Genomic DNA, 25,478 nt, shown 5'->3' on the forward strand with positions numbered 1-25,478 from the left:
TATCCTTGCGTCTCACGGCCAAGACGCCGTCTCGCGACAATGAGACGGGCGCTTCGCAAATCTGCCCCGGGATATCGGCTATTGCGGCCCTAAACCAGCGTTTTCTCGCGGGTCTGGGGCGCTGCCCGCGCTGGCACACCGCTTGCTGAAGCTATTCCTGTTCACGTCAGGGAACGCGCAGCAAGACGCGTCAACATCAGATGAGGAAACCCATGGAGATCGGCTATTTCACGATGCCTTCGCACCCGCCGGAGTGCGGCCTGAAGGAAGGAAACGACTGGGACCTGCAGGTCATGCGCTGGCTCGACGAGCTCGGCTATCAGGAGGCTTGGGTCGGCGAGCACCACACCGCGCCCTGGGAACCCAATCCCACGCCGGACCTGCTGATCGCGCAGGCCCTGATGCAGACCAAGAACATTCGCATCGGACCGGGCGGCTTCCTGCTGCCCTATCACCATCCGGCCGAGCTCGCCAACCGCGTCGCGATGCTGGACCATCTCTCCGAGGGCCGGCTCAATTTCGGCGTGGCGGCGAGCGGCTTGCCGAGCGACTGGGCGATGTTCAACGTCGACGGCATGAGCGGGCAGAACCGCGACATGACCCGCGAGGCGCTGGAGATCATCCTGAAGCTGTGGTCCGATCCCGCGGCCTTCACCTACAAGGGCAAGTTCTGGACGGTGACCAAGCCGGACACGATGTTCGACTTCCTCAAGCCCCACATCAAGCCGCTGCAGGCCCCGCATCCGCCGATCGGCGTTGCCGGGCTGTCGAAGAACTCGGACACGCTCAAACTCGCCGGCGAGCGCGGCTTCATTCCGATGAGCCTCAACCTCAACCCAGCCTATGTCGGCAGCCATTGGGATTCCGTCGAGATCGGCGCCGCCAAGACCGGGCGCAAGCCGAACCGCGCCGACTGGCGTCTGGTACGTGAGGTCTTCGTCGCCGACACCGACGAGGAGGCCTGGAAGCTCTCGACCGGCGACATGATGGGCCGGATGATGAGCGAGTACTTCCTGCCGCTGCTCGGCCATTTCGGCTTCAAGGACTATCTGAAGCACGCGCCCGACGTGCCCGATAGCGACGTCACCGTCGAATATTGCGCCAAGCGGAACTGGATCGTCGGCTCGCCTGCGACCGTCGCCGAGAAGATCGAGGCGATCCACGAGGAGGTCGGCGGCTTCGGCGTGCTGCTGGTGTTCGGCTTCGACTACAAGCACAAGGCCGAGGCGTGGCACCACTCGCTCTCGCTGCTCAAGAACGAGGTGATGCCGCGCCTGAAGCATCTCGGCTCCGCGAAGAAGGCAGCTTGACCCGAGGCGGGTGCGGCGCGATTCTGCCGCACCCGCCATTATTTCGGAGATTTCCGCGTGACGGTCGATGCCAATCCTTTCGACGCGCAGCATTTCAAGCAGGCGATGCGCCAATGCGCCGGTGCAGTCGCGCTGGTCACGGTCGGCGCCGAGCACGGCAAGCGCACCGGACTGACGGTGACATCGGCCTGCTCGCTGTCGGACAATCCGCCCTCGCTCATCGTCTGCGTCAACCGCAACGCCAGCGCCCACGCCCGCATCCGCGAGGAAGGCGCCTTCGCGATCAATTTTTTGCACGAGGATCACGCGCTGCTGGCGCTCACGTTCAGCGGCCAGAAGGGCGTCAATGGCGACGACCGTTTCGCGTTCGGTCAGTGGACGCGCGGCGCGACCGGCGCACCGGTACTGATGGACGCGGTCGCCTCCTTCGATTGCGTGCTGGCGCAGGAGTTCGAGACCAAGACGCACTCGATCTTCGTCGGCGAGGTGCGCTACGTCTCGCATTCCGACGGCGCCGCGCCGCTGGTCTATCTGCGCAGCAGCTTCCACGTGCCTCACGAAATCCGCGAGACCGTTTCAGTCGGCGACCTCGATTCGCGGCATCTTAGCTGGACGGATTTTTCGTAAGGGCGCTACTGCGCGGTCTCGATCTTCAGCTGCTTGATCTTGCGATACAGCGTGGCGCGGCTGAGTTTTAGCGCGCGGGCCGCCTCAGTGACTCGGCCACCGTGCTTGCGAAGAGCCTCGATGATCGTGGCGCGCTCAGCCGCTTCAAGATCCGTCTCCGCCGTCCTCCCGCCAAACGGCGGCAGGTCGAGATCGGCATCGGTGATCACACCATCCTCCGCCGTGCAGCCGGCAAGGCGCAGCACGTGGCGGAGCTGGCGCATGTTGCCGGGATAGGGATAGGCCGAGAGCAGCGCCCAGGCTTCCGGCGAGAGGCGGCAGTTCGGTGCTTCCTCGCGCGCGATCTGGCGGATGATGTCATCCCTGTCCGCGCGTTGGCGCAGGGCCGGCAGCCGCACCTCCATGCCGCGCAGGCGGAAATAGAGATCGGCGCGGAAGGCGCCCTCCTCCGCCATGCGGCCGAGATCGCGGTGGGTGGCGCTGATCAGGCGGATGTCCACCGGCACCGGCTTGAGCGCACCGAGCGGCCAGACCTCGCGATTCTCCAGCACGCGCAAGAGCCGCGTCTGCAGCGCGATCGGCATGTCGCCGATCTCATCCAAAAACAGCGTGCCGCCATCGGCCTGCACGATCAGGCCCTTCGAGCCGTCGCGTCGCGCGCCGGTGAAGGCGCCGGCCTCATAGCCGAACAGCTCGGCGTCGATCAGGCTTTCCGGCATCGCCGCGCAGTTCAGCGCGACGTAGTTGTTGCGGGCCCGGTTGCTCGCGGTGTGAATGGCGCGCGCGAACACGTCCTTGCCGACGCCGGTCTCGCCATGCAGCAGCACCGGCAGATTGTGATCGCCGATGCTCCTCAGCCGCTTCACGCTCTTGACCAGGCCCGGATCATTGCCTGCTAACCGATGCAGTGCGTCGAATCGATCGACGGACGCATCGCGGCGTAGCGCGGACGATTTTGCGCGCAGCGGCGGAGCGACATGGCTCTGGCCCAACGGACGGCCATCGGCGCGGCGCAGCTCGACGATCTCGTCTGCATGGCGCGGGTGGTCGAGCTTGATATAGCGCGACAGATCGATACCGGATGCGATCAGGCCGTCGGTGAGACCCAGCAAGGCACGCGCCGACCGACAGGCGCGACGATGCGGCGGTCGTCGTCATAAGCGAGCAAGCCGCTGCCGCCATCGCCCGGCACGGTCGCGATCCAGGCGTTGCGGAAATAATCGCGGAAGATCGCCCCTTCCATCCGCCGCGTCGCCTCCATCGTCACCGCGAGCGCGAGCTGATGCGCGGCGCGCTCAAGGTCTTCGCGGCAGGAGGTAATGTTGATCGCGCCGGCAAGACGTCCGGCCTGGTCGAACAGCGGCGCCACGGCGCAGGAGAACATGTGCCACTGCGCACGAAAATGCTCGTCGCGATGCACCAGGATCGGCTTCTGCTCCGCGAGGCAGGTACCCAGGCCGTTGGTGCCCTCAAAGGTCTCGGCGAAGTTGGAACCGGTATAGATTTTCCAGTCCAGAAACATCCGCGCGTCAGCCTCGCCGGGCAGACGGCTGAACAGCATGGTCGCGTTCGCGTCAGCGAGATTGACGCAATAGCCGGCGTCGCGCAGCACGCGCGCGAGATCGTCGAGCTCGGGCGTGAGCAGCCGGATGGTCTCTTCCATCGGTTCGGCGACGTGACGGACTTCGGCTTCAGTGAGCGTCTGCGGCGGGCCCTGTCGGGCCGGATCGAGCTTGTGGCTGATCAGGCAGCGCCGCCAGGATGTCGCGATCCGCGACTCCGCATCGACGTCGGCCACATGGTTGGCGACGGACAAGACACGGGCGACATGGTTCGAGGCCGAAAGGCTGGCCATCGCGGACGTCTCCACCCTGTATTATTGTGCAAAGTCTGGCACCACAGGCGGGGATGTCAATCGGGAACCAGAAACGGTGGGGCGCACCTCCCTCCGTGGTCATTCCGGGGGCGATGCGAAGCATCGAACTATGGTGCGCAATTGCGCACCAGAGAATCTCGAGATTCCGGGGTTCGGCTCTTCGAGCCGCCCCGGAATGACGGGGAGTGAGCAATTAAGATTGCTGCACCGCGCTCACCAGGTGTCGATACAGGGCCGCTTCTTCCCCGTCCGCACCGGCGGCTTCGGCACCGAGCGCAAGCCCGCCATGATCCACCGCCGCGTTTCCGCGGGGTCGATGACGTTGTCGATCTCGAACACCGAGGCGATCGAGACCGCCTTGCCGTTGGCGTAGAGCTCGGCGACCTTGTTGCGATAATAGGTCTCGCGCTCCTCGGGGTCGGCGATCGCCTCCATCTCCTTGCGGAAGCCGAGGCGGACGTAGCCTTCGAGACCCATGCCGCCGAACTCGCCGGTCGGCCACGCCGCAGTGAAGAACGAGGCGTGGAAACCGCCGCCGATCATCGACTGCGCGCCAAGGCCATAGCCCTTGCGCAGCACGATGCCGAACAGCGGCACGGTGAGGCTCGCGCCGGTGACGAACATGCGCGAGACGTGGCGCACGATCGCGGTCTTCTCGGCTTCCGGGCCGACCATGAAACCAGGCGTGTCGCAGAGCGAGACGATCGGCAGATCGAAGGCATCGCAGAGCTGGAGGAAACGCGCGGCCTTGTCGCCGGCGTCGGCATCGATTGCGCCACCGAGATGGCGCGGGTTGTTGGCGATCAGGCCGAACGGTTTGCCTTCGATCCGGATCAGCGCGGTGATCATGCCGACGCCGTAGTCCCGACGGAGCTCCAGCACGGAATCCTTGTCCGCGACGAGATCGATCACGCTGCGGATGTCGTAGACACGCAGGCGGTTCTCGGGGATGGCGCGGCGAACCAGGCGCTGGTCGGCCGCCTGCCAATCCGTTACTGCGCCCTGGAAATAGGACAGGTATTTTTGCGCGACGGATGTCGCCTCCTCTTCGTCCTCAACCACGATGTCGATGACGCCGTTCGGCGACTGAAACGTAACAGGGCCTACCTCGGCCGGGTGATAGACGCCGAGCCCACCGCCCTCGATCATCGCAGGGCCGCCCATGCCGATCGACGCATTCTTAGTGGCGATGATCACGTCGCAGCAGCCGAGCATTGCCGCGTTGCCGGCGAAGCAATAGCCGGAGACGACGCCAATCACCGGCACGAGGCCTGAGAGTTTTGCGAACTGCACGAAGGATGGGCCGTCGAGTCCGGTCATGCCGAGCCGGTCGGTGTCGCCCGGACGGCCGCCGCCGCCTTCGGCGTAAAACACCAGCGGCACGCGCCAGTCTTCCGCCAAGGTCAGCATGCGGTCGATCTTCTTGTGGTTCATGTGACCCTGCGTGCCCGCGAGCACGGTATAGTCATAGGCTACGATGATGCAGCGCGCGGCTTCGCCGCCGAACTTTTCGGCGTTGACGGTGGCAACGCCCATCACGAGGCCGTCAGCCGGGGTGTTGCTGATGAGATCGTCGAGCTTGCGCCGGCGCCGCTGGGCGGCAATGGCGAGGCTGCCATATTCCATGAACGAGCCGTCGTCGACGAGCTGGGCGACGTTCTCGCGCGCGGTACGCTGATTGGTGTTGCGGCGGCGCTGGACCGAGGCCGGGCGGTTTGCGTCGAGCGTATTGGCCTGGCGCGCGATCAGCTCGGCCAGGTCGGGACGGACGTGGTCGAGGTCGATATCGGCCTCAGCCGCCGCGCTGTCGGCGGCAACGTCGAGCGGCTCGAGATACAGGATCGGCTCGCCATGCAGCAGCGTGACGCCGTCGCCGGCGACGAGCTTTGTCACTCGCCCGCCCTGCTCGGCCATGACCAGATGCTCCATCTTCATGGACTCGATCACGGCGAGCTGCTGGCCCGGCCGCACGATTTCGCCTTCCTTCACCTGAACGGTGACGATGGTGCCTTGCAGGGGCGCAGCGACCATCACTGTGCCTTCAGGCACGATCTGCGCGATGTGGGCCTCGGCGGCGTGCACACCGCTTCGCTCGGCTGCGGCAAAATAGAGCGGCTTGGCCGCGCCATCGGCCGCCTCGACCAGCTTTGCGATGTTGCGATCGATGAAATCGGTCGCGATACGATTGGTCCTGAAATCCGGGTGCGCCAGCACCGCCTGGAGGAAGGCGATGTTGGTGACGACGCCGTCAATCCGGAACTCGCGCAAGGCGCGCGCGGCTTTTGCCACGACGTCGTGCCAAGCTTCACCCGGCGTATGCACGATGACCTTGGCGAGCAGCGAGTCGAAGGCCGCGCTGGTCTTGTAGCCGGCATAGCCAAAGCTATCGACGCGGACGCCAGGCCCTGACGGCGGCTCGAACACGGCGAGCACGCCGCCAGTCGGATGCGTCGCGCCGGTCTCGTCCAGCGTCTCCATATTGACGCGGAGCTGCATGGCATAGCCGCGCGGCTTCGGGATTGCGCCCTGCGCCAGACCGAGCGAGGCCAATGTGCTGCCTGCAGCAATTGCAAGCTGGGCGCGGACGAGGTCGAGGCCGAGCACCTCCTCCGTCACGGTGTGCTCGACCTGGAGCCGCGGATTGGCCTCGATGAAGGCAAAGCTGTCTTCGGCGGTGCCGTCGACCAGGAATTCGAAGGTACCGAGGTTGTCGTAGGACGCCGCCGCCGCGAGCTGCCTGGCGGCCTCGATGATACGACCGCGCAAGCCGTCGCCGAGCGAGGGGCTCGGCGCCACCTCGATCAGCTTCTGGTGCCGGCGCTGGATGGTGCATTCGCGCTCCCAGAGATGAGAGATCGCGCCGTGGCGATCGCCGATGATCTGCACCTCGATATGACGGGCTTGCCGGATCAGCCGCTCAGCATAGACGCCATCGAAGCCGAACGCCGCCTTGGCCTCGGACTGGCAGCGGGCATAGGCTTCCGCGAGATCGGCGGCGTTCTCGACAACACGCATGCCGCGGCCGCCGCCGCCGGCCATCGCCTTGATCACGATCGCCGCATCGCTGCCGAGCGAGGTGAAGAACGCTGTGATCTCGTCGAGCGACGACGGCCCGCTGGTGCCGGCAATGATCGCCACGCCGCAGCGCTTTGCCAGTTGCCGTGCCGCGACCTTGTCGCCGAACAGTTCGAGTGCTGCCGGCTTGGGTCCGACAAAGACAATGCCTGCGTCCGCGCAGGCTTTCGCGAATGCCGCGTTCTCACTGAGGAAGCCATAACCGGGATGCACGGCATCGCAGCCGGCGCTCTTCGCCGCCTTCATCACGGCCTCGATGTCGAGATAGGCCCGCGCGCCGCGGCCGGGGATTTCGACGGCGTCATCGGCCACACGCACATGTAGCGACAACGCGTCATCGGCCGGGTGGATCGCGACCGTGGCAATGCCGGCGTCCGCCGCCGCGCGAGCGATGCGGATGGCAATCTCACCACGATTGGCGATCAGGAGCTTCTTGAACGACATGCAGCTGTCTCCATGCCCGCGCGGCCAGGCGCGGGTCGGCAGGTTCGATCGTCCTGCTTCTTCACTTTAGCCGCAGCCGTCAAGGGTGGGGAAGCCGGTCGCGATGACCGGTCCCGCGGGCCGGAATATCAGTTGCCAACGCGCGCCGTGACGAGGCGAATAATCCGCACCACGGCAGACGTCGTCAGCGCAGCATCAGGCCGCCCGCACACCCGCAACGAAGGCGCTGACCTCGTTCTCCAGCGATTGCAGCTTCTCGGTCAGGCGTCCGCTCGATTGCAGCACGAGGCCCGCGGCCTGGCCGGTCTCCGCCGTCGCATCGGTGACGCCGGAGATGTTCTGCGAGACCTGGTCTGTGCCGGAGGCCGCCTCCTGCACGCTGTGCGCTATGGCCTGCGTCGCGGCGCCCTGCTCTTCGACCGCGGCCGCGATCGACGAGGAGATCTCGTTGACCTCCATGATGGTGGCGCGGATGCTCTCGATGTTGCCGACCACCTGGTTGGTCTCGGCCTGGATCGCGCTGATCTGCGCGCCGATCTCGTCGGTCGCCTTCGCAGTCTGGCTCGCCAGCGATTTCACCTCGCTCGCAACCACGGCAAATCCCTTGCCGGCCTCACCGGCGCGCGCGGCTTCGATCGTCGCGTTGAGCGCGAGCAGATTGGTCTGCGAGGCGATCTGGTTGATGAGGTCGATGACCTCGCCGATCTTATGAGCGGCCGCGGCCAGACCCTGCACGGTGTCATTGGTGCGCTGACCGTCGGCGGCCGCCTTGTCCGCGACCGACGCGGCCTGCGCGACGCGCTGGCTGATCTCGGTGATCGAGGCCGACAGCTGGCCGGCGGCGGAGGCCACCGTCTGCACATTGCTCGAGGCTTGCTGGCACGCGGTCGCGACGAAGCTCGCGCGATCGGTCGCTTTGTTGGCGGTCTCCGACATGCTCTGGGCTGCCTGTTGCATCGCCCGCGCCTCGTTGAAGACGTCGCGGACCACGGCCTGGACGCTCGCCTCGAACCTGCCGGCGAGATCGGTCATGGTCTTGCGCTTCTCACCGTCGGCCCGCTGCTTGGTTTCCTGCTGCTCGGCATGCATCCGGGCGACCGCCGATGCATTGTCCTTGAACACGGCAAGCGCCTTGGCGAGCCCGCCGACCTCGTCGGCGCGGTTGGTGTAAGGCACCTCGAACGCGCTGTCGCCGGCGGCGAGGCGCTCGGTCAGGCCGGTGATTTTCGCGAGCGGCCGGGTCACGCTGCGGCCGATCACGAAGGAGGCGCCGAGCACGAGCACGAACACCACGAGGCACACCAGGCCGAACGTCATCGCATCCTGTCGGAAGACGGCGTCGACGTCGTCGAGATAGATGCCGGTGCCGATGATCCAGCCCCAGGGCGCAAAGCCCTTCACATAGGAAATCTTGGCAACGGGCTGCTCGAAGCCGGGCTTGGGCCAGAGGTAGCTGTAGAAGCCCGCACCCTGTTTCCTGACAACGTCAACGAAGCCGACGAACAGCGCGTTGCCGGAAGGGTCCTTCATCCCGGCGAGATCCTTGCCGTCCAGCTCGGGCTTGATCGGATGCATGATCATCCTGGGGGTCATGTCGTTGAGCCAGAAATACTCGACCTTGTCGTAGCGGAGGCTCTTGATCTCGGCCATTGCGCCGGCCTGCGCCTGCTCGCGCGAGAGTTTTCCCTCGCTCTCGAGCTTCTGGTAATGCGCGAGAATGCCGTAGCCGACATCGACCATGTGCTGTGTCTTGGCCTGGCGGTCGGCGATCATCTGGCTGCGCAGGGTCGACAGCGCGATCGGTGCCAGCGTGATCATGCCGAGAAGGCTGATGCCGACAATGAGGACCAGCTTGAAACTGATGCGGGAGAAAATCATCGGTGCTCACAAGAATTGGCGGGGCTGATATGCCATTTTAACCCGCTCGCCTTAGCAAAGCCTTAAGCATTCGGGTTCCCGAATTTGGCGTCCATCGGCAGCGAAGGCGTCTGGCGGTGCTGCCGGATGTCTTCAAGAGCGGCGACGATATCGCCGCCCGGTTCGTGTGAGCGAACCTTAGAATTCGTCGACATTGGCGCGGTCTCCAAATCTAGAAGACCTCGATATCGGCCCGCTCAACGTTGACTTACCGGCGGCTGTGGCGGAACGATCGGCGCAGATACTTTGCACCGGCCGGAAGCTCAATGCATCAATCGACATCAGTGAAGTCACTCGACCTTCCCGCGCTATGCGCAGCCGAGCGGCTCTTCATCTGGGGATTCCGCGCGAAGGCGCGAAGCGGGACCGCCGTTCCGACGGCGACCGACATCCAGCAGGTCTACGACCATTTTCGCGTCGGCGACGCCGTGCCGTCGCTGGAGGCCATCATCGAGATCTTTGCGTGCACGGCGCATACGGCCATCGAAGTTCATTGCCCCACTTGCCCGAAGATGTCGGAGAGCGAGCACGGAATTTTGCACGCGATCGCAGCGGCGCAGGAGGAGCGCATCGATATCGCGCGCGAGCAGTTCGAGAGCTGGCTGCCTCCAGTCGGCGCGGATTGGGCGCTCGCGCCGGTCAGAGGACTTGCGACGATCTTCCGCATGGCCGGTCTCATCCTGCCGGATCGACACATCAGGCCTTCCAACGTTGAACGGACGATGGTGATGAAGAGCTGGTTCGTCGGAAGCCTCACATTGCACTGACGAGATCGTTCATGATGCAGGACAAGCCGGGAAGCATCGAAGGCTGCGATGAGTTTTGCCGCACGGCGCTGTCGCTGTTCCGGTTCATCGGCGCGGCCTATGCGACCGGCGCGTCGGATTGCTGGGAAGCCGCCTATCGCTTCGCCGACGAGGCGCCTGATATCGCCGACAGTCCGCTGCTGGTGGCGCGCGTTGCCGCGCTCGTCCGGATTTTGCGCAGCGGCCGGCCTTGCGAGCTGTGCTTCATGCCGCCATCGTGCCGGCGCCTGTCGAAAGACGAGGCGGATCTGATGCGGCTGCTGGCGGCCGCGCGGAGCAGGCAACCGGGCGAACTCGAATCCATCGTCGGCCAGTTCGTCGGCTCCGGGAACGGCGATGCGGCAACGCGCGCGGTCAACGCGCTGGCCCTGTGCTGACGCCTTGACGGGTTCTACTCGCACATAGAGCCGTCTTGCGGTATCGATATCGCCATGGAGACGCAGTGCTCGATGCCCTCCATGAAACCTCCAGACGATCCCGGCGCGACCACCGCCGGGGTCGTCGTTCGGGATAGCGCTGAACGACCTGGCCGGTCCCCTCTTGAGAATTGGCCGCCGGAAGGGTCTGATAGGGTGCGGGGGTAGACCTCCGCCGCTGCAACCCAGGACCTGAGCGGCATGACCATGTCGGTCGAGCAATTGTGGAGCCTGCCGGAGACCGCGTTGGTCCGCGCCTATGCGGAGGCGCGGCGTCGCTATGCCGAGAAGAAGTTCGAGCGCGACACCCAGCGGGCGCGGCTGGAATGGATGCGGGCCAAGCTGTTCGTTAACACGGCGGGCAACGTGACCGAGCGCAAGATGGCGGTCGACATCTCGGAGGAGCTGGCGCGCAAGGGCCAGGAGGTCCGCGAGATGACGCGCGATCTCGACATGCTGAAGATCGACGTCGACGTGATCGACACCATGATCCGGCTGCGTGGCGCACACGGTGCTCCCGCGGTTCACGCGGACGAGGCGGCCGAGAAGCCGGCCGAGCCGGAGGCAGAATGAGATGGCCGCATTCCGGGGAAGCTGCCTGTGCGGCGAGGTCGCGTTCGAGGTCGAAGGTCCGTTCGATCGCTTCCTCAACTGCCATTGCGCAATACCCGACCGGCATGTGCAGTGGACCTCGCGCGCGGAATGGTATGTGCACGGCGATGGACTGCCGGTGGAGGATTGAGACGTCGCGCGAGCTTCACACCTCGGCAACGCACGCCCCCATGATCCCGTCCAGGTCTGCCTTGGATAGCACCCCGAGCTCGGCGATGAAGACGATCCGCGCGCGCGGCACGCCTTCGGTCGGCGGTTCGCCCGGCGCGAGTGTCGCGCGGCCGCCGGCGAACTGAAACACCATCAGCCGTCCGGGCTGCTCCACCGTCTCGAACAGGCCTTTCGCGCGCGCAAGCTTCGGCGCCAGCCTGCCAATCGCCTGCTGCAGGCGCGGCAGCGAGAGCGGCCGGTCGGAGGTCCAGCTCAGCGTCTCGAAGCGTTCTTCTGCCGGCCATTTCGGCCCCGGCTCGCGCGGCGCCGGCGCGCGATCGCTCGCAGGAAACAGCAGCGCGGACGGAATCGCCCCGTGCTTCGCATCGACCACCACGGCCGGCACACGCTGCGCGCGGATGGCCTCGCGCATTCGCACGCCTGCGCCTTCATCCGTTAGATCCAGCTTGCTCAACGCCACGATATCGGCGACGCACAGCTGCGAGCGCTGGAGCGCATCGTCCAGAGCGGCCGGCGGCATTGCGGCGTCGATCACGCAAAGCACGGCTTCCAGCGGCGCCTCGCGCAGGATCACCGGGTCCATCAGATTGCGGACGATGTCGGCGGGATCGGCGACGCCGCTGGTTTCGATCACGATGTACTCCGGCTTCGGATCGCGCCGCAGCAGCGTCGAGAGCGTGCGCAACAGATCGCCTTCGAGCGAGCAGCAGATGCAGCCATTGGCAAGGCTGACCACGCCATCGCTCGCGCCCGCGATCAGCTCCGCATCGATGTTGATCGCGCCGAAATCATTGACGATTGCGGCAATGCGGCGTCCGTCGGCGTTTGCCAGCAGATGGTTGACGACCGTGGTCTTGCCCGCCCCCAGAAAGCCCGTCACCAGGAGAATGGGGACCGGCATGGGTCAGCCTCCGACGACGGGACGACGCACGGGCCGGCCGGGCCGCGCCGCGACGTCGAGCACGCCGTCAGTGATCAGCATCGCGCCGCTGACCACGAGATGGCGGACGCCTTCGGACGGACGGTTCATCGCGCTGAACGTTGCGCGGTCCGAAAGTTTTTCGTAGTCGAACACCACGATGTCGGCATCGGCGTCCTTCGCCAGCCGGCCCTTGACGCGCATCGCGGGCGTGCTCTGCGACAGGATCTCTGCGGGGATCAGCGCGCATTTGCGCACGCCTTCGAGCAGCGACACGGTTTTGCGCTCGCGCACCCATTCGCGAATGAATTTCGTGAAGCAGCCGGCCGAGCGCGGATGCGAGGTGGCGTCATCAGGCAGCGGCCAGGCATCGCCCTTGTAGGTGGTGCCATCCGGCAACGTCCACGGCATCGCGTCCGACGCGATCGCACCGCCGGGATAGAGCACCGACATGTCGAGGAGATCGCGATGATGCGCATTGTTCTCGGTGTCGAGAATGTGCCAGAGCACCAGCGAGGACGGCTCCTCCGCCTGCGCCTTGAGCAGCTCCTCGCGGTCGTGGAAGCGATAGCCGTCGGTCACGCGCTGCACGGAATCGTAGCCGGTGCCGTTGCGCTCGACGAATTGCGGATCGCTGAAGAACGCCGCCGCCAGCACGGTCGAGCCGGTGCCGTAAGGGTAAGCCTCCACCGTGATGGGCAGGCCCTGCGCCTGCGCCTTCTCGACCAAGACGCGGCAGCGCTCGATGTCGGTCTTGCTCGACGAGTTGAAATGGCAGATGTGCATGTGGGCGCCGGTGGCGCCGGCATAGCCGATCAGGCGGATATAGGCCTCCGCCGCGCTCTCGGGGTCGATGCGCGACATGTAGGCGACGTGGGTGAAGGTCGGTACATCCTGCTTCGCGGCGAGCTGGCACACCGCGGTCAACTCCTGCACGCCGGCGCCCGGCGCATAGGCATTCAAGATGCCGATGCCGATGCCGCCTTCGTTCAGGCCGCGCGCGAGACGATCGAGGATGCCGGCGACCTCCGCGTCGGTCGCAACGTTATCCATCCAGCGGCGGTCGCGCATGGCATTGCCGAATGCTTCCAGCGAGCTTTCCGCGTTGGAGCCCGTCATCGCGCCGATGCGCGCAAAGGCCCAGTTGGTGGCGGCGCCGTAGTTCAGCACGCGGCCTCGCCTCGCCTGGCGCTCATACCAGGAGGCGACCGGCAGCACGCCGGCCTCGAGGTCGAGCGTCGTCGTCACGCCGTCGAACGCCTGCATGCGGTCGGCCGGGATCGACTGGCCGTGGGCGTGGAGGTCGATGAAGCCGGGCGCGACCACGAGCCCGGTCGCATCGATCACCCGCTCGGCGCCGCCGAGCGAGGAGCCGACGGCGGCGATCTTGCCGTCCACGACCGCCACATCGCCAACGGCGTCCATTCCGCTCGCGGGATCCACAACCCGGCCGCCAGAGATCACCAAACCGCTCATATCGTCGCACTCCTCGGCGCTGAGGCCGCATCAAGGCAGATTCCGGCAGCAACGACCACCTCCATCGAAGCCGACGCATCATGCATGTAAGGGAGATGCATGTAAGGGAGGTCCGGACGTGCCGTCGCAGCCTCGCGGCATGTTTTGCCCGAGTTATGCTTCTCTCGTCACCCTCTCCCAGGAAAGGGCGCAGGGAAGACCGGGCGCCGGCTGGCACCCATAAAGCCCCCATGCGAAAATGATGCACACGCTATGCACAGGGGAAGTACAGGGCAACCGAAACTCGGCCTTCCCTGCGCGATGGTTTGACGGCTTATGCGCGCTCTCCCCGGAGACGAATTCCTTTTGCCTCCGTCGCGATCGCGAAATTCACGCCACTGCGCCGGTTGGCGCAAGTGTCGCCTTCGCGAAAGCTTGGCCGTAGCGACGACGGCCAGGACCACACGGTTTCGCCGTACGCGAGCTTCGTGTGTCGCCACAAGGCCACACAAGGTCAAACGCCGTTCGTACAACGCGGCTTGCATCTGGCTCACGAGGCTCGGCTCAATCCACTGCCCCGCCCTGCCACAATCATCCGCGACGGCGCCGCTCGCGTCCACCGCAATTCCAGCCCGCGTTCGTGACGACGTACGACCGCCCCTTTGGTGGGCTGGGATGGGCAACACATACGACAAATCCGAATTTCGGTAAAGTGGAATATTTTTGATGCGATGGCTTGACAGCGGGTTCACGTGTTTCGCCCGCCGCCTGCTCGCTGGAGCGCCCGACCGGATCAAGCTGCGGGCCTTCCGGGAACGTCCCCGCGTCGTTCCTGGCTTTTGCGCCACTGCGCCGGCGTGATGCCCATGTGGCTCTTGAAGGCGCGCTGGAATGCCGCTTCGGATTGATACCCGACAGCTTCCGCCACGGCGCCGGTCGACAGCGACGATTTTTTCAGCTCGTTCGCCGCGAGCGTCATCCGGATATCGGTCAGGAGATCTGCGGCCGAACGCCCGAGCTTCTCCTGGAATTGCCGCGCGAGCGTGGCGCGCGACATGCCGCACAGACGCGCCAGCTCGGGCAGCGACCATGCGCGCGCCGGCTCGTTGAACAGAGCGGCCACCGCCGGCGCAAGGCGCGGGTGACCGGCCAAAGCAAGCAGACCCCGCGGGGCGTCGTCGGTGAGGCTGGCGAGCCGCAGCACCAGCGCAAACATCGCGCTCGAGAGCGCGTTCAACATCGCGCGGCCGCCGAGACGATCGTCTGCGGACTCGCGACGCATCAGGGCGACGAGGCCGGCAAGTTGCCCCGCCTTGTCCCTGCCGCCGGCGTCAGCGCCGGCATGGACGACGAGACGCGGCGGCAAATAGCTGCGCAGCAGGCGGTCGTGCGGCGGCGCGATGGCGAAATGTCCGCACAACAGATCGAGCCGTTCCCCCGCGCCCGGATTTTCGCTGATCGTGAAATTGAGCGACGCGCGGTTGCGCGCCGGCAGCGGCGCCGCTCCGCTGCCGTCGTGCATGACGTGTCGAGAATTGCCGGGAAGCAGCAGGATGTCGCCGGGCTCGAGCTTCAGCGGCCGCCCGCCCGCCGGATCGTCCAGCATCGCCGAGCCGGCCAGCACGGCGTGGTACGGAATTTCGTTCGGCTCGCCCGGCCCCTGGTCGATGCGCCATGGCGCACCATAGGCGCAGCGCAGGTCGAGCCGCCCACGCACGGGCATCATCTCGAACAGCCGGCTCAGCCAATCCATCGCGGTCTCCCGAGCTCATCTCGCCTTGAGACGCTTGAGCATATAATCTGGTTTTATCGACATTAAAAGTATCAATTTCGACCCCTATTGTCACTCCGCAGTCGTTCACCAACCGGACCCAAGGAGTGCAACATGTCCCGTCTTTCCGTTCCCCATCTCGAAACCGCAACCGGCGCCACCGCTGAAGTCTATGGCCAGATCAAGAAGGCGATCGGCAGCGTGCCCAACACCTTTGCCGCGATCGGCGCCCATGGGCCGGATGCGCTCAAGGCCATCCTGCTCGCCGACAGTGTGCTTGCTTCGGGTTCGCTGTCGAAGCGCGACCAGGAAACCATCAAGCTCGTCATCTCCGAGGTCGCCGGTTGCGACTACTGCGTCGCCGCGCACAGCCTGCTCGGCAAGCTCGCGGGCCTCAAGCCCGAAGAGTTGAAGAATATCCGCGAGCGCAGGGCGACCGGCGATGACAAGCGCGATGCGCTGGCCCGCTTCGTCCGCAAGCTCGCGCAGTCCAGCGGCACCGTCAGCAACGAGGAGTTCGCCGCCATCAAGGCTGTCGGCTACACCGACAAGCAACTGGTGGAGATCAGCCTGGCGTTTGCGACCACCGTCTTCACCAACGTGTTCAACCGCATCAACGACACCGAGATCGACTTCCCCGCGGTCGCGTGAAGCGACCGCCCAATCAGATTTTGAATGTCAGATCTTGAATGAAAGGATCACGACCATGACCGCGATGACCAGCAACATGCAAAATCCGTTTGTCCGCGCGCTGCAAAACTCCGGCCTGCTTGCGGAAGATCTCGACTACCATCTCGTCCGGGCCTCGATGGTGATCATGCTTCTCTTCTTCGGCTATCAGAAGTGGTTTCCGTACGAGTTCGAAAGACTGGTCCCGTTCATCAGCAACGGGCCGCTGATCTGGTGGCTCTATCCCGTCTTCGGCCACGCCGGCGCCAGCTATTTCCTCGGCACCTCGGAGTGGACGTTCGGCACCCTGCTGCTCGCCGGCTACTGGGACAAGCGGCTCGGCGTCCTCGGCGCCCTCGGCTCGACCGGGACCTTCATCGCGACGGTCACGATCATTCCGTTCATGCCGGATGGCTGGGATGTCGCCGCGGGAGGATTCCCGGCGATGACAGGCAACGTCCCCTTCCTGATGAAGGACGTCGTTCTGCTGGCGGTGTCGTTCTATCTGCTGAGGCAGGATGTGGTTCGGCTGATCCGGCGATAAGGTTTGGGATCGGCATGTAGAACTCCGGGCCCAAGGCCCGGAGGTCGCAGATTGCATAGACCGTTCGCTCAGTTCTGCCTGTGAATGGTGATGTTGACGTGGCTGCTGCCGAGAGCAGAAGCCACGGCGTTCTCGGCCTTGGCGAATTCCGAGCCGAGCCATTTCGCAGCCGAAGACACTTCGTGCGATCCAGCCAAACAGGCCGGCTGCGGCAACGCCGTCGAGTTCGTCGATGGACAGCTCGCGGTTTTCAAACCGGTTTCGTCAGGACGCTTCATGTCAATCTCCAGTTGGCGACGCGGGGCCATTCCGCGATTGCGGACAGGATGCACGCATGCTCCAGAGACGGCTGTGATGAGAATCACCTCGGTCGCGGCAGGCGATCAGATGGCGCCATTCGTGAAGCGACGACCGACTACGACGCCAATCTCCGCTCGGAGATGACCCGCACCGGCGGAAACACAACACAATCCACCACGTCGAACATCACCTCGATGCTGCGATCGAACGCCTGTGCAAAGGCAATGGCATCGTTGCGCCGGTTGTCGGCGATGGTGGTGGCTAGCGTACAATGCGGCGTCCACGCGCCGGGCCGATAATGAGGACGACAATGCGCAGGATCGATCGCCGTGCTGACGGCGCCATGGATGCGAGCCAGGGCCTCATCGACCGCCGGCTCCGCCCAGAGGACAAGCGGAGAACCCTCGAACCAGCGAATTCGCTTGAATTCGATGCGCAACTGCGTTTCGCCAGCCGCAGCTGCCAGCATGGCGTCCCATGCAGCCTTTTCATCGATCGCGGGCCCATCGTAGATCGCGAACGTAAAATGCGGACGGTAGCCAAGCGCACGCATCGACCCCTTGGCCTCGAACCCGCTGACCTGATCCCACAGACGCTCGATCTCGTCCGCTGAACTGTTGTCGGCTCGGATGTTGATCGCCAATGCCATAGGCTCACCTCACAGGTGGAACAATCAAATCGGGATCGAGGAAGAGAGCAACTTCGAAAAATGGACGCTCGGTCAGCGCGCCTCCGCAAGGGCCCGCGGCTCGACCAACAGGCCCTGTCGTTCGTAACGGCGGCGAGTTCTGCTGAAGCGCACGACGACTGCATACTTGGCACTGTTCGCCTTCACACGCCGCGTGAGCCGGGCATCGCCCGCGGGCAGAAATTCGAGATCATCGAGGCCAATGCAGCGCAGACACGCCGGCCCGGGCGGCTCCATCATCAGGAGATCACCGGTGCCGCCGCAGCGATGGCATGTCCACTCGTTCAATGGCTGGACCACCACCAATTCCGCGCCGCGGCTTGCCTTTTCCGCCAGGCGCTCGCGCTTCGCTTCGGAGAGTTCCGGCGACACCCAATGTGTCCGAAACGACGCCTCGATCCTGGGGTCTCTGCTTCGACTGAAATGCAGTGCACGGCGTTGCGGCGTACGATCAACATAGTCCATCGGGCTCGCGATCAGCCCTCTCTCGGCCGCCCAGGACTGGAATAGCTGCATGGCTTCCAGGATGCGCAGCGGATTGGTTTGGACAACTTCCTCCAGGCAATCGACCTGCCCGCGCTGCCAGCGCTCCACCGCTCCGGGATCAAGCCAGCCGATCCCGATGAGGATATCGTTGACGCTCACAGCGTGGCGGGACGCAAGTGCCCTTTCGGCTGCTATGGCGACGCGATCGCCAAGTGGAACCCGATTCTTCCGGCTCATCGGCGCACCTTCCAATTGCTAGATGATTTCGACGGAAATATCCCATCCCGACGTGATCCTCGCATGTGCTCATTGACGATGACGAATTGCACCTTGCGGGTGGGAGGCCTATGTTGAGCGTCTAAACCACGCAGCCGCCCATCGTACGGCGAGACTCTGCAAGGAACAACCTCACGGTGGATGGCTTGCATTTTGCGCCGGAGGTTGCGTCATGACCATTGCTCCAACACTCCAGAAATATCTAGCCGCTGAAAACATCCAATACGAAGTGATACCGCACGAACTCAGCATGACGTCCACTCGGACGGCTGAGGCATGCCACATCTCGGGTGATCGCCTCGCCAAGGGCATCGTGTTGCGGCGTGACGACGGATACATGCTGGCCATCCTGCCCGCATCGCACCACCTCCGCCCGTCGGAACTGAGGACAATCCTCGGTGACAACGTCCATATGGCCAGTGAAACCGAGATCGGGGAACTGTTCCGCGACTGTGCGCACGGTGCAGTTCCCGTCGTCGGCAAGTGCTACGGGCTGGATACCATCGTCGACGACAGCATCGAGGCGCAGCCGGACGTCTATATGGAGGCTGGCGATCACGCGACGCTGCTTCATATGGGTCGCACGCAATTTGCGCGCCTGACGGCCCACGCACTGCACGGACGCTTTAGCGCGCACGATTGAGGATGCATCTGAAACCCTGGAACGGAGGCTCGCCATGAAAGTAAAGGACGTGATGCACAAGGGTGTCGACTGGGTCAGCCCCAATACCCCAATCACCGAACTTGCGAAACTGATGCGGGGGCATGACATCGGCTGCATTCCGATCGGCGAGGACGACAAACTAATCGGGATGGTGACCGACCGCGACATCGTCTGCAAAGGACTCGCAAGCAATGGCTTCGACGCCGGCCGCGCGACGGCGCGCGATGTAATGACCGAAGGCATCCATTGTTGCCGCGAGGACGATGACCTCGCCAAGGCGATGCATCACATGGAGAAGTTGCAGGTCCGCAGGCTACCGGTGATCAACAAGAGCAAGCGGATGGTCGGCATCATCAGCCTGGGCGACGTCGGCCGTTCCGCGTCGGGTGATTTGCTGACCGAGACCGTGAGGAGTGTTTCGGCGCACCACTGAAATCCGGCGAGAGCGCCTCGCGTGATCGCCGCTCGATCAGGCGTCGAGCCGAGCCTGAGCCATGCGCCTGTCATGCAACCACGCGCGGCTCGAAAGCTACGGCCTGACCCCTTCTGTCGGTGCAAATGCAAGACGAGATGCCGGCGAACCTTCGACACCACGCCCTCCAGACCGACCTTGCAGGCGTGCGCTAACATGTCTTTTGGATCGATGTCGAAGCTCTCGCTGAACTGCACGTCCGTGCCGGCCACGATCTTCTTGAGCTCCGCCTTCCTCCTGAAGAGCGGCTCGTTTCTGATGTCGCCTCCGTTCAGGTAGAGCAGGTCGAACGCCACCAGCGCGATCTTGTCCGAACCACCCTTCAGCTCGTTCTGCAGCACCAAAACGCCAGACATCCCCCAGACTGCATCAAAAGAGAGTCAGAGCCCTTATTCCATGCCGAAACACAGCTTTGTCGCCGCAGCCGATCCCGCAGCGCTCCTCCATGCCTTCCTCGGCCATGCGCTTCGAACTTGCGTTCCCGATGACTACAAGGCGTTGTGACCGTGTAACATCTCGATGGGTGTCTGGAGCAGAATCGCGAGGTCAAGCTTGAGACTCCAATTGTCGATATACCAAAGATCGTATTCGACCCGTCGTTCAATCGACGCCACAGTGGGAGTTGGCCCCCTGTATCCGTTAACTTGCGCCCATCCAGTAAGTCCCGGCTTCACACGGCGTCGGAACGCGTACCCTCGAACTATCTTGTCAAAGTGGCTGTCGTGAACCACAGCATGAGGACGCGGCCCCACTAGAGACATGTTGCCCTCGAGCACGTTTAGCAATTGAGGTAGCTCATCGATACTTGTCCTGCGCAGCCACGTCCCAAAGCGTGTGACTCGCTTGTCGGCAAACTGAGCTTGAGTGATCGAAGGGCCGTCTTCAAGGACCGACATCGTACGAAATTTGCGAATTGTGAAGCATCTACCGTTGAAGCCGCAACGCTTCTGCCCGAAGAGGACGGGTCCCGGCGAGTCTAGCTTAATCGCTATCGCCACGATTACGAGCGGGAGCAGGAGCACGATTAACCCCATTCCGGCGAAAAGGACGTCAATGCATCGCTTTGCAGCCTGCTCGGATGACGTCAGTGGGCCGCGCTGCACCTCGACGCAAACGGCGTTGCCGAGTTCCCGGAAAGGTCGCCTGAATAGCTCCGAACTTGTCCCAAGGGGAACGAAGCTTACCGGAAATGGCAGAACCCTCAACTCGGCGACAAGAAGGCGCAGGTCCGACCAACGATTCGGATCGGCACCCACCACAATTTCCTCGACGTCGCAGCCGCGCGCATACTCGATCGCTTTCGCAACGAACTCTTCCCTTTGACTGGGCTCCGCAGTGGAAGGTGGGAAGACAAGGTTCCCCTTCACACAGAAGCCGAGGCCAGCAACCGTTTGATTCAGGGCAGTATCACCGTCGCGCTGATCGTCGGTAATCAAGATGATGTTTCGACCGACGAATAGTTTCCCAGCGAGCCCCTTCGCAACTAGCGCTGTCAGGACGCTCCGTTGAACTATGAGCGAAATCAGGCCAAGCATGGCGAAGAGTGCATTGGTGGCGCGGGATATTTCACTGCCGAGCTTCAGCGCAAACACTGTGCCGGCGAGCAGAAGGAACACGCTTGTCCAAGCCAAGCAAACCGCGCGTATTTGATTTCGCAGGACCAGCAGTTCGGGCGAGCCGTACATTCCGCGGATTTTCATTACCGAAATAAATAGCGCCGAAACGAGGCCTGCGGAACCAAGAGACTTGCTGGTGTCGCCGGGTTCCCCCGATACTGCAAGATCATACGACAGGCTGGACAATACGCTTGCCAAAACGATAGTTGCGAGATCGGCCAAGATCGTAAGCGGTTCCACGGAATCGTAGTGGATCGGCCATTTGCGGTCTCCATGCGGCTGTTCTAGGCCGCGAGCAGGAACGCTTTCCGGTACACCCGCGCCCATGCCGGTACATCCGCGTCCATGGTTTTCTTTACGACACTCATCGGAGGCGCACCTACGTACGCTTAGCGCGCCAAATGGCCGCGCCTCGCCAAGCAAGGAAGGCCGTCTCCAGTCAGCAATAAGCCGGTGTCACAAGCATATGAGCAGCGTATGCTTGTAAGCGGCACGATAACCGGAACGCGCTGGGCCAGCGAGAATTCATTCGTGCTAGCTCCAACGCTCCTTTCTACGTACTTTCGGACGTTTGCAGATGGACGGTGCTAGTGACCAAATTCCGATAAGTTTCCTGTGTGTACCGAAAGCCCTAAATCCCGTATTTGCGAAGCGAAGAAGAAGTGGCCCGATAACACCGTCAGGACAGGCGTCCCTTGTATGCGCCGTACGATTGAGACCGCACCAAGAGATGGAAAAGTCGTTATTCTCGAGGATGACGTGTTTGGGACCTGTGACGTCGCTCACTGGTCGCCTGAGTCGGGCCAATGGATCGGTGAAAACGGCGAGCCAATCAAGATCACGTCGTCGCATTGGTATCCAATGCAGGGGGACAATGATCTTCAACAAGGTCACGATGTATCGAGCAACCCCTCTCGGGCTGGGTCGTCGACGTCGCGGAGCCGCAGCAGTTTTTTCTTCCCCTTCTCCTCGAGGCAGGCCGCGCCACAACGGCTGCAGGCCGCACCGGCCGAAGCGAAGCGCATGCCGCGCGTGCGGTGGCGATTTGCGGCTCCCTCAATCGCCGCAACTCTTGTCGGGGTGGCGCTCACTGGCTTGAACCTCCGAGCCGAGATTTCCGCCTATGTGTCCCGATACATCAATCAACAGAATATCGTCAGGATCGGCGCGATAGGTGGGCAGGTCATCGGGCAAGAGATGGAACTGCCGAGCCAGAACTTGCCGACGCCCGACTTATTGGCGCTTCAGCGGCAGGCCGAAGCCGGTCAGGCCAGTGCGCCGGCGGCGGCCCAGGTCGGGCACGCCGCGGAGACGTCCGCGCCACAATCTTTCGAGGAGGAGCAGCATCCAGAGGATTTGGCGCACGAGGCCGCCAAGGCCCGACACACGACTGACGGGCTCAATCTGCGGCTGGAAACGCAAGACACCAAGACAGCACAATTGCTTGGACAGGAGCGCGAAAGAACGACTGCCCTCGCGCAGGAGGCCGCCGCAGCGCGACAAGAGCTGACGGCAAGCACGGCGCAATATCGCCGCGCGATCGAAGGCGAACGCGCTCGCAACGCCGCGCTGGCGATCGAACTTGCGATGGCACGCCGCGAAATCGAGACACAAGCAGCGCTATTGCGCAAAGCGGACGATAAGGCGGCGCACCCTAAACAGACCACCGAGAGTGTGACCGTGGAACTGCGGCAGTCTCTACAGCAAGAGGGCGAGAAATTTATCAAGCGGCAACGGGAACAGGCCGTGGATGGGAGACCTTTTGTGTTGGATGAAAAGCCTGGTGTCTCCTTGCCCGCGTGGGCAAACAGCTACGCCGTCGTGAAGTCCTCCCAGACCGCAAAACAGCCGGACGTGGTGCCCGAGACCGCCAAGCCGCCAATGAGTCTAGCAACAGTTCCATTACCACGCCCGCGCGCCGCAAGCGCAGACGTTACCTACGGCTGCCAGCGCTATCGGACGTACGATTCAGCGTCCGGAACCTACACCGGCTATGACGGACGACGCCTTTCCTGCCCATAGATACAAGTCGGCGTTGGGAACAGTCGCTGGTCGGTCCGGAGGTGAGCTCTCCACTGCTGAATGAGACCTTGGACTTTCAGAATGCGGCCGTCGCCTCAGCTAGTTGTCTTCATGGCCACCAAAGCGAAGTGTCCTTGCGAAAACAGAATGTTGCTCGATGAACCAACGGCAGGCCTCGTTGGGAAAATGTAAAGACGCGACGAGCGCTTTGCAATATCCGTGTAGTTGTCGAAAAGAGAGTAGGGATACCACCAGCCATCCTCCTTCGAATAGCCCCGGTGATTGAAGCCTTGACGAAGGTAGTTGACCGCCTTCAATAGCCCGCAGACTTTGAGACCGATGCGAATGCGCTGGGTCATCACGCCGCCGAAGGCATAGTTGTTGTGGTCGCTAATCAAAACGGCTCTTCGGGCGACGCGGAACATCTCTGAGATGACCAACGCCGGATTGTCGGCGTGGTGCATAATTCCGGTGGCGGTCACGACATCGATGGATTCGTCTTGGAAAGGCAGGCGCTCGCCGATTCCCTGGCGGATATCCGCACTGGCCAACCTCTTGGCCGCGATTGCGATCATGCTCACCGACGGTTCGATGCCGTGCAGCTCAAGTGTCGGATATTCTTGAGCGAGCCAGGACAGCCCGCGCCCGGTGCCGCATCCGACGTCTAAAACAGAATGGACCTCGTCGCCGATGAGGGGCCATCCAATCTCGAGCGCGAATGTGTGTTCTGGCTCGTTTGTGCGAAGCGCATCGTATTGCGCGGCTGTCTTGTCGTAATATTCGGTCGCTGTACTCACGATGGCATCTCCAAGGCTTGGGCTGCCTCACGTTGCCTAGATCAGTCGGGCCAGGGCGTTGACCGGTCGAACTCCTTCGCAGGCATATTGGCGCGCCCTCGTCCGAGTTGTCGGTCTAAAGCCGCATGCTTCCAACGCGAACGGGAACAAGATTCACGCTACAAGCACGATAACTGTCTGACTCTCCTCCGTCGGAGGGAATAAAACTGCTACGCTAAACTATGGCCTATAGCGCCGCGGGCGGCAGATCTTGCTCTATTCCGATCGCAGGAAGCTGCCGCGACGCACTCTTTGGAAACAGATTGGCCAAGGCCGCAGCCTCTCGGTCAACGTCGTGCAAGGCGAGCACTCGTTCGCGTCCACGCCGACCCATCGCCCAGAGTTCCTCGCGAGAAGTCTGAAGACACTCCGTCATGGCCTCTGCGAGCGCTTCGACGGAGCTTGCAGGCGCCAGCCAGCCGGTTTCGCGCGGGATCACCAGTTCCGGTATACCTGCGATTTGCGTTGCGACGACCACGCGTCGCAACGCCATCGCTTCCATGATGACGACCGGCAGATTTTCAGCCAAACTCGCCACCACCAGCGCCCGTGCGCCGATCATTTCCCGGCGAACGTCCGCACTGCTCAGCCAGCCGAGCAAGCGCACGGTCGCCGATAGCTTAAGACTGACGACAAGACGCTCCAATTCCTCCCGAGTCTCGCCGTCGCCAACCACTACGACCTCGAATTTGTGCCCGGCCGCAGCCATCAACGCCGCCGCTCTGATAAGAATGTCCTGCCCCTTTTCGCGACATAGTCGCCCAACACTAAGGAAACGCGCCGCCACACACGGCGCATCTCCCGCTCCCTCCTGGAAGTCCTGGTCCACCCCGCAACGTATCAGCTTGATCTTGCCTAGATCCTCTCTGCCGCACCAGCGATAGAGCTGAGAGCGCCCGTATTGACTTACTGCAACAACGAAGGCCGCGTCATGAATTTTGGTCCGCAGGGCGATGAATTCCGGCTTATCAAACTCATCATAACCGTGCACCGTAAAGCTGTATGGCGCTCCGGAGAGCTGCGACGCGAGCAGCGCGAGCTCGGCAGGGTTCGTTCCAAAGTGCGCGTGAATGTGCACTGCCCCGTTTTTGCGCACTACCGCAGCGACGCCGCAGGCCTCGATCAGGTAGAAGATATGGATGTGAGGCGCGCGATCACTTCTGCGCATCATGCGCAGGGTTGTTATGAAAGCTTGCACAAACCCGAGCGGCCGCACGGCGAGGATTGACACCACCGCTTGCAACAGGCGCAACGGACGTCGGAGCAGATAGATTGTGCGCTTTTCCTCGTCGAGGTCACCTGGATCTATTAGCGCGCGGCCGGCTCGTGCAGCCACGCGGATGATATCAACGCCTAAGCGCTCGAGCGCATTCACCTCTCGCTTGATGAAGGTGTGAGTGATGGCCGGGTATTGGTTGACCAAGTAGACGATCTTCGGCCCATTCGATGAGATGGCTGCTGACTCGAATGATGGCTCACTGCATTGGCTGGCCGTAGACCGCATGC

General features: G+C 63.3%; 22 protein-coding genes and 2 pseudogenes. 11 read left to right on the forward strand and 13 right to left on the reverse strand.

Translation table 11 applies throughout. From position 1 onward, the window contains the following. Positions 1-212: 212 nt before the first annotated feature. Both JJC00_RS32995 and JJC00_RS33000 read left to right on the forward strand, forming a co-directional pair. On the forward strand, positions 213-1,310 hold the full coding sequence (locus JJC00_RS32995) for an LLM class flavin-dependent oxidoreductase (RefSeq protein WP_200469943.1): 1,098 nt from the start codon (positions 213-215) through the stop codon (positions 1,308-1,310). A gap of 57 nt (positions 1,311-1,367) precedes the next feature. Beyond that, on the forward strand, positions 1,368-1,937 hold the full coding sequence (locus JJC00_RS33000) for a flavin reductase family protein (RefSeq protein WP_200469944.1): 570 nt from the start codon (positions 1,368-1,370) through the stop codon (positions 1,935-1,937). Positions 1,938-1,942: 5 nt separating this feature from the next. Here JJC00_RS33000 and JJC00_RS33005 read toward each other — a convergent pair. The 3 genes and pseudogenes from JJC00_RS33005 to JJC00_RS33015 all read right to left on the reverse strand — a co-directional run bounded on the left by JJC00_RS33005 (position 1,943) and on the right by JJC00_RS33015 (position 9,210). Beyond that, positions 1,943-3,792, reverse strand: a pseudogene (locus JJC00_RS33005) (sigma-54-dependent Fis family transcriptional regulator). 234 nt (positions 3,793-4,026) lie between these two features. Then, on the reverse strand, positions 4,027-7,332 hold the full coding sequence (locus JJC00_RS33010; protein ID WP_200469945.1) for an acetyl-CoA carboxylase family protein: 3,306 nt from the start codon (positions 7,330-7,332) through the stop codon (positions 4,027-4,029). Positions 7,333-7,527: 195 nt separating this feature from the next. Beyond that, the gene (locus tag JJC00_RS33015; protein ID WP_200469946.1) at positions 7,528-9,210 is read right to left on the reverse strand and encodes a methyl-accepting chemotaxis protein; all 1,683 of its coding nucleotides are present in this window, start codon (positions 9,208-9,210) and stop codon (positions 7,528-7,530) included. A 305-nt stretch (positions 9,211-9,515) separates the two neighbouring features. On the opposite strand from JJC00_RS33015, the gene JJC00_RS33020 reads away from it, so the two are divergent. The 4 genes from JJC00_RS33020 (at position 9,516) to JJC00_RS33035 (ending at position 11,213) form a co-directional block, all read left to right on the forward strand. After that, complete coding sequence (locus tag JJC00_RS33020) at positions 9,516-10,016, forward strand: hypothetical protein (RefSeq protein ID WP_200469947.1); 501 nt, start codon at positions 9,516-9,518, stop codon at positions 10,014-10,016. 11 nt (positions 10,017-10,027) lie between these two features. Further along, entirely contained in the window at positions 10,028-10,432 is a 405-nt protein-coding gene (locus JJC00_RS33025; RefSeq protein ID WP_246774006.1) for a hypothetical protein, read from the forward strand. Between the two features lie 240 nt (positions 10,433-10,672). Further along, complete coding sequence (locus JJC00_RS33030; protein ID WP_200469948.1) at positions 10,673-11,044, forward strand: hypothetical protein; 372 nt, start codon at positions 10,673-10,675, stop codon at positions 11,042-11,044. A 1-nt stretch (position 11,045) separates the two neighbouring features. Next, positions 11,046-11,213 carry a hypothetical protein gene (locus JJC00_RS33035; RefSeq protein WP_200469949.1) on the forward strand — a complete coding sequence of 56 codons (168 nt, stop codon included), beginning with the start codon at positions 11,046-11,048 and terminating at the stop codon, positions 11,211-11,213. Between the two features lie 15 nt (positions 11,214-11,228). Here the strand turns inward: JJC00_RS33035 and JJC00_RS33040 are convergent, their stop codons facing one another. The 3 genes from JJC00_RS33040 to JJC00_RS33050 form a co-directional block, all read right to left on the reverse strand. Beyond that, positions 11,229-12,155 carry a CobW family GTP-binding protein gene (locus JJC00_RS33040; protein ID WP_200469950.1) on the reverse strand — a complete coding sequence of 309 codons (927 nt, stop codon included), beginning with the start codon at positions 12,153-12,155 and terminating at the stop codon, positions 11,229-11,231. Between the two features lie 3 nt (positions 12,156-12,158). Then, a complete protein-coding gene (locus tag JJC00_RS33045; RefSeq protein ID WP_200469951.1) occupies positions 12,159-13,649 on the reverse strand; it encodes an amidohydrolase family protein in 1,491 nt (496 codons plus the stop codon). A gap of 772 nt (positions 13,650-14,421) precedes the next feature. Continuing rightward, positions 14,422-15,381, reverse strand: coding sequence for an AraC family transcriptional regulator (locus JJC00_RS33050; RefSeq protein WP_200469952.1), 960 nt, complete (start codon positions 15,379-15,381; stop codon positions 14,422-14,424). A 132-nt stretch (positions 15,382-15,513) separates the two neighbouring features. Here JJC00_RS33050 and JJC00_RS33055 point away from each other — a divergent pair, with 132 nt between their 5' ends. Next, positions 15,514-16,050, forward strand: coding sequence for a carboxymuconolactone decarboxylase family protein (locus JJC00_RS33055; protein ID WP_200469953.1), 537 nt, complete (start codon positions 15,514-15,516; stop codon positions 16,048-16,050). A 55-nt stretch (positions 16,051-16,105) separates the two neighbouring features. Beyond that, positions 16,106-16,612, forward strand: a complete 507-nt coding sequence (locus tag JJC00_RS33060; protein WP_200469954.1) for a YkgB family protein — start codon at positions 16,106-16,108, stop codon at positions 16,610-16,612. Positions 16,613-16,680: 68 nt separating this feature from the next. Here the strand turns inward: JJC00_RS33060 and JJC00_RS33065 are convergent, their stop codons facing one another. The 3 genes from JJC00_RS33065 to JJC00_RS33075 all read right to left on the reverse strand — a co-directional run bounded on the left by JJC00_RS33065 (position 16,681) and on the right by JJC00_RS33075 (position 18,323). Next, on the reverse strand, positions 16,681-16,890 hold the full coding sequence (locus JJC00_RS33065) for a hypothetical protein (protein ID WP_200469955.1): 210 nt from the start codon (positions 16,888-16,890) through the stop codon (positions 16,681-16,683). A 137-nt stretch (positions 16,891-17,027) separates the two neighbouring features. Continuing rightward, complete coding sequence (locus JJC00_RS33070; RefSeq protein ID WP_200469956.1) at positions 17,028-17,561, reverse strand: 2'-5' RNA ligase family protein; 534 nt, start codon at positions 17,559-17,561, stop codon at positions 17,028-17,030. A 72-nt stretch (positions 17,562-17,633) separates the two neighbouring features. Continuing rightward, positions 17,634-18,323, reverse strand: a complete 690-nt coding sequence (locus tag JJC00_RS33075; protein ID WP_200469957.1) for a hypothetical protein — start codon at positions 18,321-18,323, stop codon at positions 17,634-17,636. A 211-nt stretch (positions 18,324-18,534) separates the two neighbouring features. Between JJC00_RS33075 and JJC00_RS33080 the strand changes: the two genes are divergently transcribed. Beyond that, positions 18,535-19,005 (forward strand): aminoacyl-tRNA deacylase, encoded by a 471-nt coding sequence (locus JJC00_RS33080; RefSeq protein ID WP_200469958.1) that lies wholly within the window; start codon positions 18,535-18,537, stop codon positions 19,003-19,005. Positions 19,006-19,039: 34 nt separating this feature from the next. Beyond that, positions 19,040-19,459, forward strand: a complete 420-nt coding sequence (locus tag JJC00_RS33085) for a CBS domain-containing protein (RefSeq protein ID WP_200469959.1) — start codon at positions 19,040-19,042, stop codon at positions 19,457-19,459. A gap of 143 nt (positions 19,460-19,602) precedes the next feature. Here the strand turns inward: JJC00_RS33085 and JJC00_RS33090 are convergent. Together JJC00_RS33090 and JJC00_RS33095 are read right to left on the reverse strand one after the other, a co-directional pair. Next, positions 19,603-19,842, reverse strand: a pseudogene (locus JJC00_RS33090) (DNA ligase); the annotation flags it as partial. A gap of 144 nt (positions 19,843-19,986) precedes the next feature. Next, positions 19,987-21,441 (reverse strand): exopolysaccharide biosynthesis polyprenyl glycosylphosphotransferase, encoded by a 1,455-nt coding sequence (locus JJC00_RS33095; RefSeq protein WP_200469960.1) that lies wholly within the window; start codon positions 21,439-21,441, stop codon positions 19,987-19,989. 372 nt (positions 21,442-21,813) lie between these two features. Between JJC00_RS33095 and JJC00_RS38455 the strand changes: the two genes are divergently transcribed. Beyond that, positions 21,814-23,136 carry a BA14K family protein gene (locus JJC00_RS38455; RefSeq protein WP_246774007.1) on the forward strand — a complete coding sequence of 441 codons (1,323 nt, stop codon included), beginning with the start codon at positions 21,814-21,816 and terminating at the stop codon, positions 23,134-23,136. A gap of 95 nt (positions 23,137-23,231) precedes the next feature. Here the strand turns inward: JJC00_RS38455 and JJC00_RS33105 are convergent, their stop codons facing one another. Continuing rightward, on the reverse strand, positions 23,232-23,933 hold the full coding sequence (locus tag JJC00_RS33105) for a class I SAM-dependent methyltransferase (RefSeq protein ID WP_200469961.1): 702 nt from the start codon (positions 23,931-23,933) through the stop codon (positions 23,232-23,234). A 226-nt stretch (positions 23,934-24,159) separates the two neighbouring features. Then, entirely contained in the window at positions 24,160-25,476 is a 1,317-nt protein-coding gene (locus JJC00_RS33110; protein WP_200469962.1) for a glycosyltransferase family 4 protein, read from the reverse strand. Positions 25,477-25,478: the final 2 nt, after the last annotated feature.

It is taken from the genome of Bradyrhizobium diazoefficiens (genome assembly GCF_016616885.1).
Taxonomy (GTDB): domain Bacteria; phylum Pseudomonadota; class Alphaproteobacteria; order Rhizobiales; family Xanthobacteraceae; genus Bradyrhizobium; species Bradyrhizobium diazoefficiens_F.

What these genes read in the sequence shown, in the direction of transcription:
- JJC00_RS32995 (WP_200469943.1), top strand. Translation starts at nt 213, where the DNA reads ATGGAGATCGGCTATTTCACGATGCCTTCGCACCCGCCGGAGTGCGGC.
- JJC00_RS33010 (WP_200469945.1), bottom strand. Translation starts at nt 7,332, where the DNA reads ATGTCGTTCAAGAAGCTCCTGATCGCCAATCGTGGTGAGATTGCCATC.
- JJC00_RS33015 (WP_200469946.1), bottom strand. Translation starts at nt 9,210, where the DNA reads ATGATTTTCTCCCGCATCAGTTTCAAGCTGGTCCTCATTGTCGGCATC.
- JJC00_RS33020 (WP_200469947.1), top strand. Translation starts at nt 9,516, where the DNA reads ATGCATCAATCGACATCAGTGAAGTCACTCGACCTTCCCGCGCTATGC.
- JJC00_RS33025 (WP_246774006.1), top strand. Translation starts at nt 10,028, where the DNA reads ATGATGCAGGACAAGCCGGGAAGCATCGAAGGCTGCGATGAGTTTTGC.
- JJC00_RS33030 (WP_200469948.1), top strand. Translation starts at nt 10,673, where the DNA reads ATGACCATGTCGGTCGAGCAATTGTGGAGCCTGCCGGAGACCGCGTTG.
- JJC00_RS33035 (WP_200469949.1), top strand. Translation starts at nt 11,046, where the DNA reads ATGGCCGCATTCCGGGGAAGCTGCCTGTGCGGCGAGGTCGCGTTCGAG.
- JJC00_RS33040 (WP_200469950.1), bottom strand. Translation starts at nt 12,155, where the DNA reads ATGCCGGTCCCCATTCTCCTGGTGACGGGCTTTCTGGGGGCGGGCAAG.
- JJC00_RS33045 (WP_200469951.1), bottom strand. Translation starts at nt 13,649, where the DNA reads ATGAGCGGTTTGGTGATCTCTGGCGGCCGGGTTGTGGATCCCGCGAGC.
- JJC00_RS33050 (WP_200469952.1), bottom strand. Translation starts at nt 15,381, where the DNA reads ATGGATTGGCTGAGCCGGCTGTTCGAGATGATGCCCGTGCGTGGGCGG.
- JJC00_RS33055 (WP_200469953.1), top strand. Translation starts at nt 15,514, where the DNA reads ATGTCCCGTCTTTCCGTTCCCCATCTCGAAACCGCAACCGGCGCCACC.
- JJC00_RS33060 (WP_200469954.1), top strand. Translation starts at nt 16,106, where the DNA reads ATGACCGCGATGACCAGCAACATGCAAAATCCGTTTGTCCGCGCGCTG.
- JJC00_RS33065 (WP_200469955.1), bottom strand. Translation starts at nt 16,890, where the DNA reads ATGAAGCGTCCTGACGAAACCGGTTTGAAAACCGCGAGCTGTCCATCG.
- JJC00_RS33070 (WP_200469956.1), bottom strand. Translation starts at nt 17,561, where the DNA reads ATGGCATTGGCGATCAACATCCGAGCCGACAACAGTTCAGCGGACGAG.
- JJC00_RS33075 (WP_200469957.1), bottom strand. Translation starts at nt 18,323, where the DNA reads ATGAGCCGGAAGAATCGGGTTCCACTTGGCGATCGCGTCGCCATAGCA.
- JJC00_RS33080 (WP_200469958.1), top strand. Translation starts at nt 18,535, where the DNA reads ATGACCATTGCTCCAACACTCCAGAAATATCTAGCCGCTGAAAACATC.
- JJC00_RS33085 (WP_200469959.1), top strand. Translation starts at nt 19,040, where the DNA reads ATGAAAGTAAAGGACGTGATGCACAAGGGTGTCGACTGGGTCAGCCCC.
- JJC00_RS33095 (WP_200469960.1), bottom strand. Translation starts at nt 21,441, where the DNA reads ATGGGCGCGGGTGTACCGGAAAGCGTTCCTGCTCGCGGCCTAGAACAG.
- JJC00_RS38455 (WP_246774007.1), top strand. Translation starts at nt 21,814, where the DNA reads ATGCGCCGTACGATTGAGACCGCACCAAGAGATGGAAAAGTCGTTATT.
- JJC00_RS33110 (WP_200469962.1), bottom strand. Translation starts at nt 25,476, where the DNA reads ATGCGGTCTACGGCCAGCCAATGCAGTGAGCCATCATTCGAGTCAGCA.